General features: G+C 65.1%; 14 protein-coding genes. 10 read left to right on the top strand and 4 right to left on the bottom strand.

All coding sequences use genetic code 11. The features are described from left to right. Positions 1–22: 22 nt before the first annotated feature. Positions 23–1,516, bottom strand: a complete 1,494-nt coding sequence (locus tag ACNKU3_RS00620) for an AMP-binding protein (RefSeq protein ID WP_418257463.1) — start codon at positions 1,514–1,516, stop codon at positions 23–25. A gap of 197 nt (positions 1,517–1,713) precedes the next feature. Between ACNKU3_RS00620 and ACNKU3_RS00615 the strand changes: the two genes are divergently transcribed. The 7 genes from ACNKU3_RS00615 to alr all read left to right on the top strand — a co-directional run bounded on the left by ACNKU3_RS00615 (position 1,714) and on the right by alr (position 7,735). Next, complete coding sequence (locus ACNKU3_RS00615) at positions 1,714–2,499, top strand: putative hydro-lyase (protein WP_418257462.1); 786 nt, start codon at positions 1,714–1,716, stop codon at positions 2,497–2,499. Positions 2,500–2,523: 24 nt separating this feature from the next. Further along, a complete protein-coding gene (locus ACNKU3_RS00610; protein WP_418257461.1) occupies positions 2,524–3,255 on the top strand; it encodes a 5-oxoprolinase subunit PxpA in 732 nt (243 codons plus the stop codon). 6 nt (positions 3,256–3,261) lie between these two features. Further along, positions 3,262–3,939 carry a 5-oxoprolinase subunit PxpB gene (gene pxpB / locus ACNKU3_RS00605; RefSeq protein ID WP_418257460.1) on the top strand — a complete coding sequence of 226 codons (678 nt, stop codon included), beginning with the start codon at positions 3,262–3,264 and terminating at the stop codon, positions 3,937–3,939. Further along, on the top strand, positions 3,936–4,874 hold the full coding sequence (locus ACNKU3_RS00600; RefSeq protein WP_418257459.1) for a biotin-dependent carboxyltransferase family protein: 939 nt from the start codon (positions 3,936–3,938) through the stop codon (positions 4,872–4,874). The genes pxpB and ACNKU3_RS00600 overlap by 4 nt, the downstream gene beginning before the upstream one ends. Then, on the top strand, positions 4,871–5,704 hold the full coding sequence (locus ACNKU3_RS00595) for a DUF4392 domain-containing protein (RefSeq protein ID WP_418257458.1): 834 nt from the start codon (positions 4,871–4,873) through the stop codon (positions 5,702–5,704). The genes ACNKU3_RS00600 and ACNKU3_RS00595 overlap by 4 nt, the downstream gene beginning before the upstream one ends. A gap of 76 nt (positions 5,705–5,780) precedes the next feature. After that, positions 5,781–6,638, top strand: coding sequence for an aminotransferase class IV (locus ACNKU3_RS00590; protein ID WP_418257457.1), 858 nt, complete (start codon positions 5,781–5,783; stop codon positions 6,636–6,638). Positions 6,639–6,649: 11 nt separating this feature from the next. Continuing rightward, complete coding sequence (gene alr / locus ACNKU3_RS00585; protein ID WP_418257456.1) at positions 6,650–7,735, top strand: alanine racemase; 1,086 nt, start codon at positions 6,650–6,652, stop codon at positions 7,733–7,735. Between the two features lie 442 nt (positions 7,736–8,177). Here alr and ACNKU3_RS00580 read toward each other — a convergent pair whose 3' ends face one another. Then, entirely contained in the window at positions 8,178–9,332 is a 1,155-nt protein-coding gene (locus ACNKU3_RS00580) for an acyl-CoA dehydrogenase family protein (RefSeq protein ID WP_418257455.1), read from the bottom strand. A 222-nt stretch (positions 9,333–9,554) separates the two neighbouring features. Here ACNKU3_RS00580 and ppx point away from each other — a divergent pair, with 222 nt between their 5' ends. After that, positions 9,555–11,060, top strand: a complete 1,506-nt coding sequence (gene ppx, locus ACNKU3_RS00575; protein ID WP_418257454.1) for an exopolyphosphatase — start codon at positions 9,555–9,557, stop codon at positions 11,058–11,060. A gap of 78 nt (positions 11,061–11,138) precedes the next feature. Here ppx and ACNKU3_RS00570 read toward each other — a convergent pair whose 3' ends face one another. Next, positions 11,139–12,026 carry a general secretion pathway protein GspB gene (locus ACNKU3_RS00570; RefSeq protein WP_418257453.1) on the bottom strand — a complete coding sequence of 296 codons (888 nt, stop codon included), beginning with the start codon at positions 12,024–12,026 and terminating at the stop codon, positions 11,139–11,141. Continuing rightward, the gene (locus tag ACNKU3_RS00565; RefSeq protein ID WP_418257452.1) at positions 12,026–13,840 is read right to left on the bottom strand and encodes an AAA family ATPase; all 1,815 of its coding nucleotides are present in this window, start codon (positions 13,838–13,840) and stop codon (positions 12,026–12,028) included. The genes ACNKU3_RS00570 and ACNKU3_RS00565 overlap by 1 nt, the downstream gene beginning before the upstream one ends. Before the next feature lie 303 nt (positions 13,841–14,143). Between ACNKU3_RS00565 and ACNKU3_RS00560 the strand changes: the two genes are divergently transcribed. Together ACNKU3_RS00560 and ACNKU3_RS00555 are read left to right on the top strand one after the other, a co-directional pair. Beyond that, on the top strand, positions 14,144–15,379 hold the full coding sequence (locus ACNKU3_RS00560; protein ID WP_418257451.1) for an HD-GYP domain-containing protein: 1,236 nt from the start codon (positions 14,144–14,146) through the stop codon (positions 15,377–15,379). A gap of 335 nt (positions 15,380–15,714) precedes the next feature. Further along, positions 15,715–16,308, top strand: coding sequence for a hypothetical protein (locus ACNKU3_RS00555; protein ID WP_418257450.1), 594 nt, complete (start codon positions 15,715–15,717; stop codon positions 16,306–16,308). Positions 16,309–16,341: the final 33 nt, after the last annotated feature.

The following is a 16,341-nucleotide window of genomic DNA, read 5'->3' as shown; positions in this document are numbered from 1 at the left end:
CCGCCGGCGAGCCGGCCCCGCGCTATTCCGGCGGGGTATCGTCGCGACTGCCGCCGCGGAACTCTTCCTTCAGGCGCTGGCGGTAGACCCGCCCGTCCTCTTCCCGGGGCAGGCGCTCGCGGAAATCCAGTTTGTGCGGCATGACCAGGTCTTCCAGGCGCTCGCGCAGCCAGGCCATGATCTCGAAGGCGGTCTCGTCGGTGGCGTCGGCCCAGTTGACCGGTTCCACCAGTGCCTGCAGTTGCTCTCCCTCGCCCTCGTCGGGCAGGCCGAACACCGCGACGTCGGCGACCTTGGCATGGGTCATCAGCAGGCTTTCCAGGTCCTGCGGATAGACCGTGACCCCGTCGCTGGTGACGCTGTCGCTGGAGCGGTCGGTCACGTAGAGGTAACCCTCCGCATCGAGGTAGCCGCTGTCGCCGGTGCCGATTTCATCGCCGGCAAAGCGGATCTGGCCGATCTGCCCCGGGGGCAGCAATGCCCCATCGGCGTCGACAATCTCCAGCTGGCCGAGAAAGGCCCGGCCCACCGACCCGGGGTGCGCCAGCCAGTCCGCCGAGTCGATCACCGTCGCCCCCTCGCTGGCGCCAGCGGCGTAGTACTCCACCAGCACCGGCCCCCACCAGTCGATCATCTGCTGCTTGATGGCAACCGGGCAGGGCGCGCCGGCGTGCAGCGCGTATTGCATCGAACCGAGATCGTAGCGCTGGCGCACCGACTGGGGCAGCCGCAGCAGCTGCCCGAACATGCTCGGCACCCAGAGACTGTGGGTAACCCGGTGCTCTTCAATCAGGGCCAGCGCGGCCTCCGGCTCGAAGGACTCCATCAGCACGCAGGTGCCGCCCTGGTAGAGGGCCATCATGTTGTAGAGCAGGGAGGCGGGCGTATAGAGCGGCGCGGGGGAGAGAAATACCGTTTCCTCACTGAAGCCGAAGGCTACCCCGACGCCTCCCGCGAGTGCCGGAGGGGTATCGACATCGTCACTGAGGGGGGTTGGCAGCGCACCGCGCAGGGGCTCGCCGGCGCCGGCGGCGTAGAACATCGGCACCCCGCCGGCCTCATCGTCCGGCGGCACGGCGTCCTGCCGGTCGATGCCTTCCTCCCAGGACTCGAAGCCCTCGGCTATACCGCCGAGCATGTAAAAGTGATCCACCCCCGGGGCATCCAGCGGCAACGCCAGCGCTTCGGCGCTGAGGCTGGCCGCAACCAGTAAAAAACGGGCCCCGCTGTCTTCCAGTATCGCGGCGACTTCCTCGCGCCGTGCGTGCAGCGGTACCGGCACGAACACCAGGCCGGCACGCTGCGCCGCCCAGCAGAATTCGAGATAGCCGGGACTGTTGCCTGCCAGCACTGCCACCCGGTCGCCGCGGTCCAGTCCCAGGGCGCGCAACAGTCGCGCCCCCTGGCAGGAGTGGCGATCCAGTTCGGCATAGGTGAGCACCGCGTCCTCCCCCGATCCCATGACAATGGCGGGTTTGTGTGGATAGGTGACGGCGGTGCGGGAGGGATGCGGCATGGTATTACCCTGTGACTGCGAAAGGTTCTGCAAACTATAGCCTACGCTGCCTTGAACTGCGCTGCGGTGCAAGCCCGTTGGCACCGCTAAATACAACCGCCACGGATCTGGTTGCCGGCGCCCGCGGACACAGCGATAGTGCTCCCGCCAGAATCTGTGCCACACTTTCATTCACCGCCAAGGGAAGCTGTAACGCCATGCCACAGACACAGAGCCCGCAGGAACTCCGCCAGGCCATTCGCCGTGGCGATTTCAGCGGCAATACCTCCGGTTACTGCCCGGGATTCGTCCAGTGTAACCTCGCCATCCTGCCCGCCGACTGGGCGGCGGATTTCCTGCGTTTTTGCCAACTCAATCCGCGCCCCTGCCCGCTGCTGGCGATGTCCGCGGCACCGGGTGACACCGGCTTAACACGATTGGGTAATATCGACCTGCGCAGCGATGTGCCACGCTACCGGCTATTCGAGTACGGCGAATTCAAGGGCGAGGTCACCGACCTCGGCGAACTCTGGCGCGATGACCTGGTGAGCTTCGCGCTGGGCTGCTCCTTCTCGTTTGAGGAGGCCCTGATCGCGGACGGGCTGGAAGTTCGCAACATCAGCCAGGGCGTCAACGTCCCGATGTACCGCACCAACATCGACTGCGACCCCGCCGGTCCCTTTGCCGGCAAAATGGTTGTCAGCATGCGCCCCTTTCGCGCCGCCGACGCCATTCGGGCAATCCAGATCTGCACCCGATTCCCCGCGGTACACGGAGCGCCGGTCCACCTTGGCGACCCGGCGGAGATCGGTATTGCGGATATCTCCCGACCCGACTTCGGCGACCCGGTCTCGATCCACCCGGGGGAGATGCCGGTGTTCTGGGCCTGCGGCGTTACCCCGCAGGTAGCGCTGGAGGCGGCGAAACCGCCCTTCGCCATTACCCACGCGCCGGGTCATATGCTGGTCACGGACCTGCGCAACAGCCAACTGGCCGTGCTGTAGGACCAACGGAGAAGTGAGAAGGACATGCTGCTGAACTGCGACCTCGGGGAAAGCCACGGCAACTGGGTAATGGGCATGGACGCCCAGGTCATGCCCTGGATCGACCAGGCCAACATCGCCTGCGGCTTTCACGCCGGCGACCCGCTGACCATGCGCAATACCCTGGCGCTCGCAGCCGAGCACGGGGTCAGCGTGGGCGCCCACCCGGCCTACCCGGACCTCGTGGGATTCGGCCGCCGCTCCATGGCCCTCAGCGAGGCGGAGATCATCGCCGACCTGCAGTTCCAGGTCGCGGCCCTCGACGGCATGGCGCAATCCGCGGGATTACAGTTGGCTTACGTCAAACCCCACGGCGCCCTCTACAACGACATGATGGCCCGGGCCGAGGTGCGCAGTGCGATCCTCAAGGCGATCGCCAGCTATTACCGGCCGCTGCCGCTGATGCTGCAGGCCACCGCCGCCGCCGCGGAGCACCGTGCAGAGGCGGAACTGCTCGGCGTCGGCGTGCTGTTCGAGGCCTTCGCCGACCGCTGCTACGAAGACGACGGCAGCCTGCGCTCGCGGCGCCTGCCCGGCGCCGTGCACAGCCGGGAAAAAATGCTCGAGCAGGTCTCCCTGCTGCTGCACGAGGGCGTGGTCATTACCTACAGCGGGATGCGCCTGCCGCTGGCGGCGGACAGCCTCTGCGTGCACGGTGACAACCAGGAGGGTGTGTCGGCCATTCGCGATATCCGCGCCCTCGTCGACCAGCGCTGACGTTCCATGGAACTGCATGCCGCGGGCGAAAACGCCCTGATTCTCTACCTCGGCGAGGAGACCAGCCCCGCCGTCTCCGCGCGGGTACAGGCGGCCGCTGCCGCGGCGGAGATCGCGCTGGGCGAGGACCTGGTGGACCTTGTGCCCTCCTACGCGTCCCTGCTGGTGATCTACGACCCCCTGCGCACCGACCATTTCAGCGTCGGCCAGCGCCTGCGCGGCTGCCTCGCCGGTCTCGATGCCAGCCTGGCCACTGAGGGCGAAACACGGGTGCTGCCGGTATATTACCACCCCGAAGCCGGCGAGGACCTGTCAACGCTGGCCGCCAATGCCGGACTCACTGTCGACCAGGTCATCGAACTGCACAGCGGCTGTGAATACCGCGTCTACGCCATCGGCTTCGCCCCGGGCTTTGCCTACCTCGGCGAGGTGGACGAACGCATTGCCGCGCCGCGGCTGGCCACCCCGCGGCAGCGGGTGCCGCGCGGCGCCGTGGCCATCGCCGACCGCCAGACCGCGGTGTACCCGGCACCCTCTCCGGGCGGCTGGAACCTCATCGGGCGCTGCCCGGTGCGCATGTTCGACCCCGCGGCGGAACCGCCGATGCCCGTGAGTGTGGGCGACCGGGTGCGTTTCCAGCCCATCGACCGCGCGCGCTTCCTGGAACTGGGGGGCGAACTGTGAGCCTGCGTGTCATCCAGCCCGGCATGCTGAGCCTGCTGCAGGACCGCGGCCGCTTCGGCCGCCACCGGCTGGGACTCACCACCGGCGGCCCGCTGGACCCGGTAGCGTTCGATTACGGCAACCGGCTGCTGCAGAACGACGCCAACACCACCGCGGTGGAAATCAGCTTCGGCGGCCTGCAGCTGGAAGCGACCGTCGATACCTTCATCTGCGTGACCGGCGCGGCCATGCCGCTGACCATCAATGGCGCAGCGCAAGCCGGCTGGGAGGTCCTGCCGGTCCGGGCGGGCGACCAGATCGCCCTCGGCTTCGCCGAATCCGGCTGCCGCGCCTATCTCGGCGTCGCCGGCGGTTTCACCGTCGCGCCCAGTTTTGGCAGTACCGCCACCGTGGTGCGCGAACACCTCGGCGGACTGCGCGGAGAAAAGCTGCAGGCGGGCGACGCGCTGCCCTGCGCGCCGGTCAGCCAGCGCCAGCGGCTGTACCTGCCCGAGGCGCAGCGGCCGCGCTACGGGAAAAGCGTTACCCTGCGGGTGATCCCGGGCTACCAGGAAAGGCATTTCAAGCGCCTGCAACAACGCCGCCTGTTCAGCCACGCCTACGCGGTATCGCAGAAAAGCGATCGCATGGGCTACCGACTCGAAGGCCCCGCCATCGACTGCGATATCAAGGGAATTCTCTCCGAGGGCATCTGCCAGGGCGCCATACAGATTCCCGCCGACGGCCAGCCCATCGTGCTGCTCAACGACCGCCAGACCATCGGCGGCTACCCCAAGATCGGCTCCGCCCTGTCGCTGGACTGCGCGCAACTGGCGCAAACGGCGCCGGGTGGCACGGTACATTTCACCCCCATCAGCCAGCACGGCGCGCACAATGCGCTGCTGCTCGCCTCCTACTACCATAAAAACCTGCGACTGGCGGAGCGCCGGATATGAACGACTACGAACTGAGCCTCGCGATTGAAGCGGCACTGGTAGCCCGCAATCCGCGACACATGCAAAAAGCCCGGGCGGCCCTCGAGCCTGGATATTTCCTGCGCGCGGCGGAGCTCCTGCGGGATATCCAGGGCACGGTGCTGATCGGCACCGGCTTCCCTGTCGTCGGCACCTTCGAGACCGACGGACCGGTGGGCGCCATCGCCCTCTACGAGGCGCTGGAAACCCTTGGCGCCAGCCCGATCATTGCCTGCGCGGCCCCCCTGTCACAGTGTATCGACGACAAGCACCGGGTGCTCAACCTGGAAACCTGGGACATACCCAGCGCCCGCGAAAAGACGCGCGCACACCTCGCCGAGCTGTGCCCCTCCGCGGTAATTTCCATCGAACGCCCGGGGCTGGCCGCGGACGAGCGCTACTACAACATGCGCGGCGAGGATATCAGCGAGCACACCGCCTGCTTCGACCACTACCTGACCCTGGCGGAGTGTCCGACCATCGCCATCGGCGACGGCGGCAACGAGATCGGCATGGGCAAGATTCACGACACCATCTCCCAGCTCGACATCAAGCCGGCCATGACCAGTTGCGACGAACTGCTGGTGGCCGACGTCTCCAACTGGGCGGCCTACGGCCTGATCGCCCTGCTCGGCCACTGGCGCGGTATCGACCTGCTGGCGGATATCGCGCCCCTGAACATCCTGCACTACCTGTCCCAGCGCGGCAGCGTGGACGGCGTGACCCGGGAAAACACCCTCACCGAAGACGGCCTGCCGGCGAGCGAGGGCGCCGCCGTTATCGAGGAGCTGCGACAGCTATGCCGAAACTGAATCCGGTTCCCGCGGGAGCCCCACTGTCCGTGCAAGCGCATTGTGCGATCACACCCACACTACTAAAGGAGCGATCATGAGCATCGTATACCTGGATGGCACTTTCCTGCCGATAGACGAAGCGCGCATCTCGCCCATGGACCGCGGTTTCCTGTTCGGCGACGGCATCTACGAGGTCATTCCCTCCTACGGTGGCCGCCTGGTGGGCTTTGAGCCCCACATGCGGCGCATGGGCGAGGGCCTGGCCGCCATCGAGATCAAGCTGGACACGACGCTGGAGGACTGGCGGAGCATTGTGGAGGAACTGATCCAGCGCAACGGCAGCGGCAATCTCGGCATCTATATCCACGTCAGTCGCGGCGCCGACAGCCGCCGCCACCACGCCTACCCGGTCGGCATCACTCCGACAGTGTTTGCCTTCGCTTTTGAAATTCCCGCGGCACCGCGCGCGGACAAGTCGGCCGCGCCGACCTACTCCGTGGTCACCACGGAAGACCTGCGCTGGCGGCGCTGCAATATCAAGTCCACGGCCCTGCTCGGCAACGTCATGCACTTCCAGCAGGGTTACACCGGCGGACATACCGAGACCCTGCTTTACAACCAGCAGGGCGAACTGACCGAGGCATCCGCCTGCAACGTATTCGTGGTGAAGGACGGCGTGGTCAGGACACCGCCGCTGGACCACCAGAAACTGCCCGGCATTACCCGCCTGATGTTGCTGGAAATCCTGCGCCGGGACGGCAGTATCCCGGTGGAGGAAACCGTCATAAGCCTGGAGGACCTGCGCGCCGCCGACGAAGTCTGGCTGACCAGTTCCACCAAGGAGATCGCCCCGGTGGTGGAGATAGACGGCCAGGCGGTCGGCGACGGCCAGGTGGGTAACGTCTGGCTGGCGGCGCAAACCCTGTACAGCGCGCACAAATTCGATTTCTGACGGCGGTATCCATGGCACGACCAACCCGGGCAATACTCAACCTGGACGCACTGCGCCACAACCTCGGCGTGGCGCGGGCCGCGGCCCCCAATACGCAGGTAATGGCCGTGGTGAAGGCCAACGCCTACGGCCACGGTGCGCTGACCATCGCCCGGGCGCTGGAACCGATGGTCGATGCCCTGGCCGTCGCCGCCATCGAGGAGGCGCTGGCCCTGCGCGAGGCGGGCGTGGCAGCCCGGATACTGCTGCTGGAAGGCCCCTTCAGCGCGGACGAACTGACCCTGTGCGCGGTGCACAACTTCGCCGTGGTGGTCGCCAGCGAACAGCAGCTGCTCTGGCTCGAAGCCGCCACCCTGCCCGTCCCGGTCACCGCCTGGATGAAAATCGATACCGGCATGCACCGGCTCGGCGTCGCGCCGGAACTGGCGGGGGATTTTCACCGCCGCCTGCGCGACTGCCCCAACGTGGCGGATGAGGTCGTCAGCTGCACCCACTTCGCCAGTGCCGATGAACTGGATGGCGGGCAAACCCGCGAGCAACTGGCACTGTTCGAGCGAGTCACGGCGACACTGCCGGGGCCGCGCAGCACCGCCAACTCCCCCGCGGTGCTGGCCTGGCCTGCCGCGCATTACGACTGGATTCGCCCCGGTTACATGCTCTACGGCGATTCCCCCTTCGCGGTACCCCAGGCCAATGCGGACCAGCTGCGCCCGGTCATGACCCTGCGCTCGGAGATCATCGCCCTGCGCGATGTGCCCGCGGGTGAGACGGTGGGCTACGGCGCCACCTGGCGCGCCGCACGCGATTCGCGGATCGCCACCGTTACCGTGGGCTACGGCGACGGCTACCCGCGCACCGCCGCGAACGGCACGCCGGTGCTGGTCAGGGGCCAGCGGGCCGCCCTGGCGGGGCGCGTGTCCATGGACATGATCACCGTGGACGTCACCGACATTGCCTTGGTCGCTATCGGCGACGAAGCGGTTCTCTGGGGCGAGGGCCTGCCGGTAGGCGAGATCGCGCGTCACGCCGGCACGATCGGATATGAGTTGCTGACCCGTATGCCGGCGCGCACACCGCGGCTGGCGGTGGGTCACTGACCTTTCCAGCGTTAGCTTTTCTACACCTCCAGTTCTTGGGCTCCTCTGCAAATTTACCAAGACATTGTTGCGGCAGCTAAACTCCACTTGTGGATCAGAATCTGCTATTGCTAGACCTCTCTGGAATGCTGGCGTGGTTGTCATTCAGTTTTACACTTGCGCTCACCCCGAGGTTAGCGTCACACAACTGCCGCCAATAACCCCTTGTTGTAACTACGCTTTTCTACTTCTGGCGCGATCAGTGCTAACTCCCTGACAGTGGCCAGTTGCGCAGCGGGTTTGACGTTCCAATTACCTGCTGCAGTTCATGCCCCTGGTCCACTCGCTCGATTGTGCATGCACCGATTGCGGGCCTGCTGGCTTGTTGCATCTCCTGAAACATAGCCAGCAGCAACACTCTCCGCCCCGACTCGGGGCGGCTTTTTTCCTGCCCGGACCAGGACTAGACCTCCCGCAGCAACTCCCGCGCGATGATCAGGCGCTGGATCTCGCTGGTGCCCTCATAGATCGAAGTCACCCGCGCATCGCGGGTATTGCGCTCCAGGGGGCACTCCTGGGTATAGCCGACACCGCCGAGCAGTTGCAGGCCGGTGTAACAGGCCCGGTTGGCGGATTCGGTGGCGTACAGCTTGGCCATGGCCGCCTGTTTCATGAAGGGCTTGCCAGCCTCTTTCAGGCAGGCGGCGTTCATCAGCAGCAAGCGCGCGGCTTCCAGTTCGGTATAGGCATCCGCCATCATCCACTGGGGGCCCTGCATGCGGCTGATGGTCTGGCCGAACTGCTCGCGCTCGGTCATGTACTGGCGCGCGTAGTCCATCGCGGCCAGGCCCACGCCCAGCGCCAGGGAGCCGATGCCGATACGCCCACCCGCCAGTTCCTCTACCGCGATGCGGTAACCGTCGTTCAACTCGCCGATCAGTGCATTCGCCGGCACCGCACAGTCCTCGAAGATCACCGGGTTGGTGGCCGAGGCGTGCTGGCCCATCTTGTGCTCGGCCTTGCCGATAGTGATGCCCGGTGTGCCCGCTTCGACCAGGAAGCAGGAGATGCCCTTGCCCTTGGGCCGCTCGGGATCGGTGATCGCCCAGACCACGAATACGCCTGCATACGCGGCACTGGTGATCCACATCTTGGTGCCGTTGAGAATCCAGTAGTCGCCATCGCGGACGGCTCGGGTACGCATACCGGCGGGATCGGAACCGGCGCCGGCTTCCGACAGGCAGAAGGATCCGGCGGGATATTCACCGGAGCAGATTTTCGGCAGGTATTTGGCCTTCTGCTCTTCGCTGCCGATGGCCTGGATGACTTCCGCCACCATGTTGGTCACGGACATGCTCACCGCGGTGGAGGCACAGGCCCGGGCGATCTCGGTCATGGCGACGCTGAAAGCGACGACGCCAGCCTCGGTGCCGCCGTATTCGGCCCTGATGTTGAGGCCCATAAAACCCAGTTCCGCAAGCTGCTGCAGTTTTTCCTGCAGCAGCACGTAGTCCTTACTGGCGTCCAGCTGCGCGGCAACCGGGGCCAGTTCGCCCTCGGCGAACTTGCGCGCCATGTCCTGGATCATGGCCTGTTCTTCGGTGAGGGTAATATCCATGCTGGTGTCCTTTGTCGATTCTCTGATTAGTGCGAGGCCGGGAATTTTAACCCTGTCGGGGCCTGTCTGCGAGAGGAGCGGCACTACTGGCTGGCGCACAGCCGGCCCGACCCACGGGAATACGTCCCTGCGGGAGCGCGACCACCGGTCTGGATACGGGTTACGCCGGCCCCGGCAAATGCTTTACCATGAATCCGATACACATTGCGGGACACTTCCACCTTGGCAGATGACGTAAAGCCCCTTACCGATGGCAGCCTGCTCGCGGCCATCGACCTGGGCAGCAACTCTTTTCACCTGATTATCGCCCGTGTCGAGCACGGCGAGATGCGCCCGGTCGAAGTCCTGTCGGAAAAGGTCCAGCTGGGCGCCGGGGTGGTCGACGACCAGCTCAGCGAGGAGGCGATCCAGCGCGGCCTGGAATGCCTCGCGCGCTTTGCCCAGCTGCTTTCCAGCGTGGAGCCCGAGCGGGTCCGCGTGGTCGGCACCAACGCCCTGCGCCAGGCGCATAACCGGCGTGACTTCACGGTTCCCGCCGCGGAAATCCTCGGCACCCGGATAGACGTGATCTACGGCAGCGAGGAAGCCCGCCTGGTGTATCTCGGGGTGGCCCACACCCTGGCGGATGACGCCCGCGCCCGGCTGGTGGTGGATATTGGCGGCGGCAGCACGGAATTTATTGTCGGCAAGCGCTTTGAGCCGAAACGGCTGGAAAGCATGCAGATGGGCTGTGTCACCTTCACCAGTGACTATTTTCCCGATGGCATCATCAGCCCGGAAAATTACCGGCGCGCCTACAACCGCGCCCGGCTGGAGACCTCCCACATCGCCAGCCACTTCAGCGCCCGGCACTGGACGGAAGCGGTGGGCTCATCGGGCACCCTCAACGCCATCTCGGCCATCGTCGCTGCGAATGGCTGGACCAAGGGGGTCATTACCCGCAAGGCCCTCGACAAGCTGGAGAAAAAGCTCCTCAAGTTCAAGAACTTCGAGCAGATCAATCTCAACGGCCTGTCGGAAAGCCGGCGCAACGTCATCGTCGCCGGGGTCGCGGTGGCCGCGGCGCTGTTCGATATCCTGGGTATTTCCAAGATGCGCACCTCCCGCGGCGCACTGCGCGAGGGTGTGATCTACGACCTGATGGGCCGGCTGAGCCACGAAGATGTGCGCGAGCGGACGGTCAACGCCCTGATCCAGCGCTACGGCGCGGATGAGGCCATTGCGACGATCGTCGAGCGGCGCTGCAAATTGCTCTATGACGCCACGCTCAGCGCGTGGAAGCTGGAGGCCGCGGACTGGGAATTGCTGCACTGGTCGGCGCGCAGCCATGAAATCGGCATGGCGATTTCCCACAAGCATTTCAACCGCCATACGGCCTACCTGCTGCGCAACGCGGACCTGCCGGGTTTTTCCCAGGAGGAGCAGGAACTGCTCGCCATCATCACCCAGGGCCAGCGGGGCAAGGTGGACACCCTGTTGCTGGACGCGATTGCCGCCGCCCGCCACAAGCGGCTGGTCTACCTGCTGGCAATCCTGCGGCTGGCGGGCCGCTTCAAGTACGTGGAGGCACTGGAGCAGCTGCCGGACCTCAATGTGGAGGCGGGTGACAGCAGCCTCGCCCTGGCCTTTCCGGAGGGCTGGATGGACGCGCACCCGCTGACCGTCAGCGAACTGGAACAGGAGCAGGGCTACCTGAGCAAGCTCGGGCTGCAATTCACCTTCAGCTGAGCGACGGCTGGCAGGCCGCGACATTCCTCGGGGACCGCTGCCGTATCCTCCCGGGGAACAGTCCGCAGCGGCGCTGTGCTAGAGATTGACCCAGCTGTTCAGGGCGCGCAGGCGAAATTTCTCGCCGCGGAAGCTCAGCACCACGGAATCCGGAAGGATTTCCTCGATTTTCACCCCCGCGGCGGGACTGCCGCCGACCTTCAACTGCTTGCCATTCAATACCACCGTGGACTGGCCCGGCTTGCCGGAATAGCCGTGGGCGGAGTACAGCAGGGTGGGAATCGCATCCTTGGTCTGCTGGGACAGCTGGCTCAGGAGCGGCGCGGGGTGCGCGCCCAGGTCGCCGTCGGCCAGCTGGTTTTCGGCCTGGCGTACGAGGGCGTCGATATCTATCGCCTGCTCGCTTTCCGCAGCCGCCCTGGCCGGCTGCTGCGGCCGGGCAGATGACGGGGAAGGCGCCGGGTTGGGGGCAGTTGCATCGGCAGCCTGCTGCACTTGCGGCGGGTGCTGGTAGAGGGCCGCCACCGCGGGATCCTGGCTGGCCGGTTCCGACTGCGGACGGGAAGAAATTGCGGGGGCCGGTGCGCTCTCGCGGGGGGGCTCCGTGGCCGCCGCGGGCTCCACCCGGGGCTGCGCCTGCGACGGTGACTCCCGGGTTGGCTGTGGAGCGGCCACTTCCTGCACGGCACCTGCTGGCAGCGGGGTGCGCGGCTCCACTGCCGCTGGCGCTAGCGCCTGCGCTGGGGACGCGACCGAATTTGGCGCGGCGGCCACCGGGTCGCCGGTGTCCCGGTCAGGGCCCAGCACCAACCAGCCGATGACGACCAGGGCCAGCAACAGCGCCGCAAGTGACAGGACCAGCGGCAAACGCGCCGCCGCCGGGGCCTCGGGCGGCTGGGAATGCAGGCCCGGCACCTCGCCGGTATCCTGGCGGGAGCGGTTCAGGGCATCCAGAATCAACGACATTACAATTCGCTCCCTGCCGCCGGCGCCGCGCCGGCCTGTTGCCCGGTTGCGGCCAGGGCCATGCGCGCCTGTTCGGCGGTCGGATCGATACCCAGTGCGCGGTTCAATACCAGGAGTGTTCGCAGCCCGACCACGCCGTCATCCTCGAGGCCTTTACTGCGCTGGAACAGCTTGACCCGCTGCTGCAGTGCCGTATTGAACCGGGTGTTCGCCAGCGGTTCTGCCTGGCCATCGAGCTGTGCAAACAACTCGGCTATCTGGGCCACCACCGGACCGCTATCACCCAGGGCCACCGCCTGCTGGAAACCGTAGGGGGTATGCCACACGTAGTGGTAACGCCCCTGCCACAGCGGGGCGAGCAGGGCCAGGTCCACCAACTGTACGCCGCTGGCAGTCGCCACCCACGCCTGGCGGCCCTCGATATCCAGCAGCAGGGTTGCGGCGGCAAAGCGCTCCGGGGTCACCATCTCCAGCAACAGCGGCCGATGCAGCACCGCAAGCTCCGCCCAGGTTCGCGCCTCGCCCTCGGCGCAGGCGATGTCCTCTCCGCCACAGGGATCACCGGGATAGGGCTCAGCGGAGGTGAGCGACCACAGCAGGGCCTGGGCGTCTCCGGGCGGCAACAGCCACTGCACGGAACTGGATGGCGCCACTGTGGAAGGGCCGCCCATCTCGCCGCCCATCTCGCCGCCGGCCAGCGCCGGGCCATTGCCCGGCAGGCCTGCCGGACTTACTGCAGGCATAGCCCCGGTTGCGGCGGCGGTCGTCGGCGGCGGTATATCGGGTTGCACGGCGCCCTCCGCCAGCGGCGGATTCGGCGGTACCTGCACCGGTTGCAAATCCGCTGCCGGGGCTGCGACCGCGGTGTCCGCTGCCGGCGCAACGGCGCTCGCCACTGGTGGTGGGAGCATGCCGGCGTAATACGCCCAGCCCGCGAGGCCCGCCAGCGCAAGCAGCAACGCCGCCAACACCCAGGGCCAGTGCTTGCGCTGCTGGCCCTGGTCGCCCATGACCTCCCGCGCCGCCTGCTGCAGGGTCGCCATGTCGGCGCGCCCCTTGTTGCGCCCGTAGGCGCCGAGCAGGATCCGGTCGCAAAGTACGTTGATCAGCCGGGGAATGCCGCGGGTGCGCTGGAAAATCCCGCGTACGACACGCGGCGGGAACAGTTCGCGGTCCGCAGCCATGCCGGCCACCTGCAGGCGGTGCTGGATGTAGGCGCGGGTTTCGGCGAGGTTCAGCGGCCCGAGGTCATAGCGGGCAGTTATCCGCTGGTTGAGCTGGCGCAACTCGGGACGCGCCAGCAACTGGGCCAGTTCGGGCTGGCCGATCAGGATGATCTGCAGCAGTTTCTCGCTGTTGGTCTCGAGGTTGGTGAGCAGGCGAATCTGTTCCAGTACCGCGAAATCAAGGTGCTGGGCCTCGTCGATCATCAGCACCGTTTTACGCCCGCGGGCGTGATTGTCGAGCAGGAAGCGGTGCAGGCGGTCGGTCAGGGACTTGAGCGTGCAATCACCTTCCGGATACGCGATACCCAGTTCGTCGCAGACCGAGGCCAGCAATTCGATGGCATTGAGCGCCGGGTTGAGGATGATGGCAACGTCGGTGTCATCGGGCAGTTGTTCGAGCAGGCAGCGATTGACCGTGGTCTTGCCGGTGCCTACCTCCCCGGTGAGCAGGATAAAGCCACCTCCGGCGCCCACCCCGTAGAGCAGGTGCGCCAGTGCATCCCGGTGTCGCGCGCTCATGTACAGGTAGCGCGGATTTACCGCTATCGAGAACGGGGCTTCGGAGAGGCCAAAGTACTGGTGATACATGCGGCGCATTATGCACGGGGCGGATTACGCGGTCTATCCGCGGCTGGGAGCCAGCGACGCCCGGAGCGGGATTTCCCCTGCGGGACGGTCTTGTTTTCTTGTCCGGCAACCCTTCGGAACTGACCGGGACATCCCCTGAACCGCCGCCTGGAAACCCGGACCACCTGCTCAAATAACAACCAAACCGTGAACCGCATCACGGCTTGGGGGATTTCTACCGAAATGTTCAGATATTTCCCGACGTTTTGCTCAAAAGGAGTTAATTTAGCAAGTGGGCCAGCTTTATTTTTAGAGGGTAAGTTCATGCTCCAGACAGTCAAGGTGCCCACCAAGGATCTCGGCAAAGGAATGTTCGTCAGTAACCTGGACCGTCCCTGGTTGGGTACACCATTCCTGACCCAGGGATTCCTGATCCGCACTGACGACGACATCGAGCGCGTACGCGAGTTCTGCGAGTACGTCTGGGTGGACGTGCACAAGTGCGTCTACGTGAGCGAGGCCCTGGCCAGGCGTGCCCAGGGGGATCGCCCGCGCAAGACCATGCGCGAAATTTTCCACGGCCGCGATATCGCCCGCTACGCGGACGAAGTCACCTGGAAAGACGAACACCCGCGCGCCGGCAAGGCACTCGACACCCTGCTCGATGACATTACCGATCTCTTCCAGTCGGTGGCGGAAAAAGGCAAGGTGGATACCATGCGCCTGCGCAAGTCCGCCGACCCGATTGTCGGCAGCATCAGCCGCAATCCGGATGCCTGCCTGTGGCTGGGCCGCCTCAAGCAGCACGACGAATACAGCTACCAGCACTCCCTCAGCACCGCTATCTGGGCGGTCTCCCTCGGACGCCAGATCGGACTGCACAAACGCGACCTGCGCTCCCTCGCCATCGGCGCGGTACTGATGGACGTGGGTAAACTGCTGGTCGACCCGGAACTGCTGCAGGCAGACCGGGAACTGACCGAGGAAGAAACCCGCGAAATGCGCCATCACGTGGCCCACGGTGTTCACCTGGTAAAGAAAAGCGGCATCATCAACCAGGATGTCGTCGATATCGTCGCTTTCCACCACGAACGCCACAACGGCAGCGGCTATCCCCGCGGCCTGGCCGGCGAGCAAATTCCCCCCTTCGCCCGCATCGCTGCGATCGTCGATACCTACGATGCGATTACCTCGCGGCGTTCCTACGCGGAGGCGATGTCGCCGGCGGAAGCCATCAAGTTCCTCTACAGCCAGCGCGATAAACTGTTCCAGGCGGAACTGGTCGAAGCCTTTATCCAGGCGATCGGTATCTATCCACCCGGTTCGATCGTTGAACTCACCTCCGGTGAAGTCGGTATCGTCATCGCCGAGAGCCGCACCCGCCGCCTGCTGCCGAAAATCATCCTGGTACTGGACCGCGGCAAGAAGGAATACGCGCAGCCGCAGATTGTCGATCTGCAGGAAGCCCAGGTGGCCAGTAACGGCGGAGCGGTTTCGATTTCCAGGAGCCTGGAGGATGGCGCCTACGGGATCGACATCGGACGTTATCAGTTCTCCTGAGTTGCATCGTTTCAACGCCATCCAGTTCTGACTTAACAATCGCCGGAAGTACTGATTTTTAAGCACTTTGAGCCAGCAGTGTAAAAAATTCTGACGGCGGATTTTGCTGGCCTCTTCTTACCCAATTGATACACTGCAGCCGACTGACTCCAATAAAGCCGGGGTTGTCCGCGGCCCTGTGTTCGCATAGCAGCGATTCACCCGGGGACGAAATAACAAAACAGAAGAGGCCCGCAAGCGCCTGCCCCGCTCCGGGCTACAGATATGTACTGCTGCGATTCTTCCAACTGGTAGTGGAAAACACCTAATTTTAACGCCTCCAAGGGGAACCAATAATGCCTAAACTAAAGACATTCGCCTCCGCCGCTGTTCTAACCCTCGCGGCAAGTCAGGCTGGCGCGACGGTTGTCGATGTCACCGCCGTGATTACTGGCGGCGCCACCGGTGCCGGCACCAGTGTTACCACGGGTTCTGCAACCGGTACCTATGATGACGTCAGCGGGATCCTCACACTCAACTACGCCCAGCAACAGGACACTTCTGCACCTGCCTATGCTATTGGTGTCATGGAAGTCGGCGGCCAGGTGGTTGCCGACTTCAGTGGCGGAACACCTTCCGCGACAAACGCCGTCACCACTTGCAGTTCCATCTCGGGGTTTGATGCCTGCTTTGCCTCAGGAGCAGGTGACGGTCCTGTAGCAGTCGATGCAATATCGGGGACCTGGAATAGTTTCACTACGGTTAAAACTGTTGCGGGAGCCACCGCAACCCTGAATTATACCGTCACTGCAAATTCCAGCGCTCCGCCTACCAGTCCGGGGATCGCTGCACCCGGTTCCACAACAGGCATACCTGCGATACCGGTTCCGGGACTGATTGCTCTCGGAATAGGCTTGCTCGGCATCGGGCTCCGCCGTCTGCGCAAGTAGACTGAGCGCCCGTCCACCACAAGCCCGGTAGAA

This window comes from Haliea sp. E17, assembly GCF_048323675.1.
Classification (GTDB): Bacteria; Pseudomonadota; Gammaproteobacteria; order Pseudomonadales; family Halieaceae; genus Mangrovimicrobium.
This window is presented reverse-complemented; position numbering and strand designations above follow the sequence as displayed.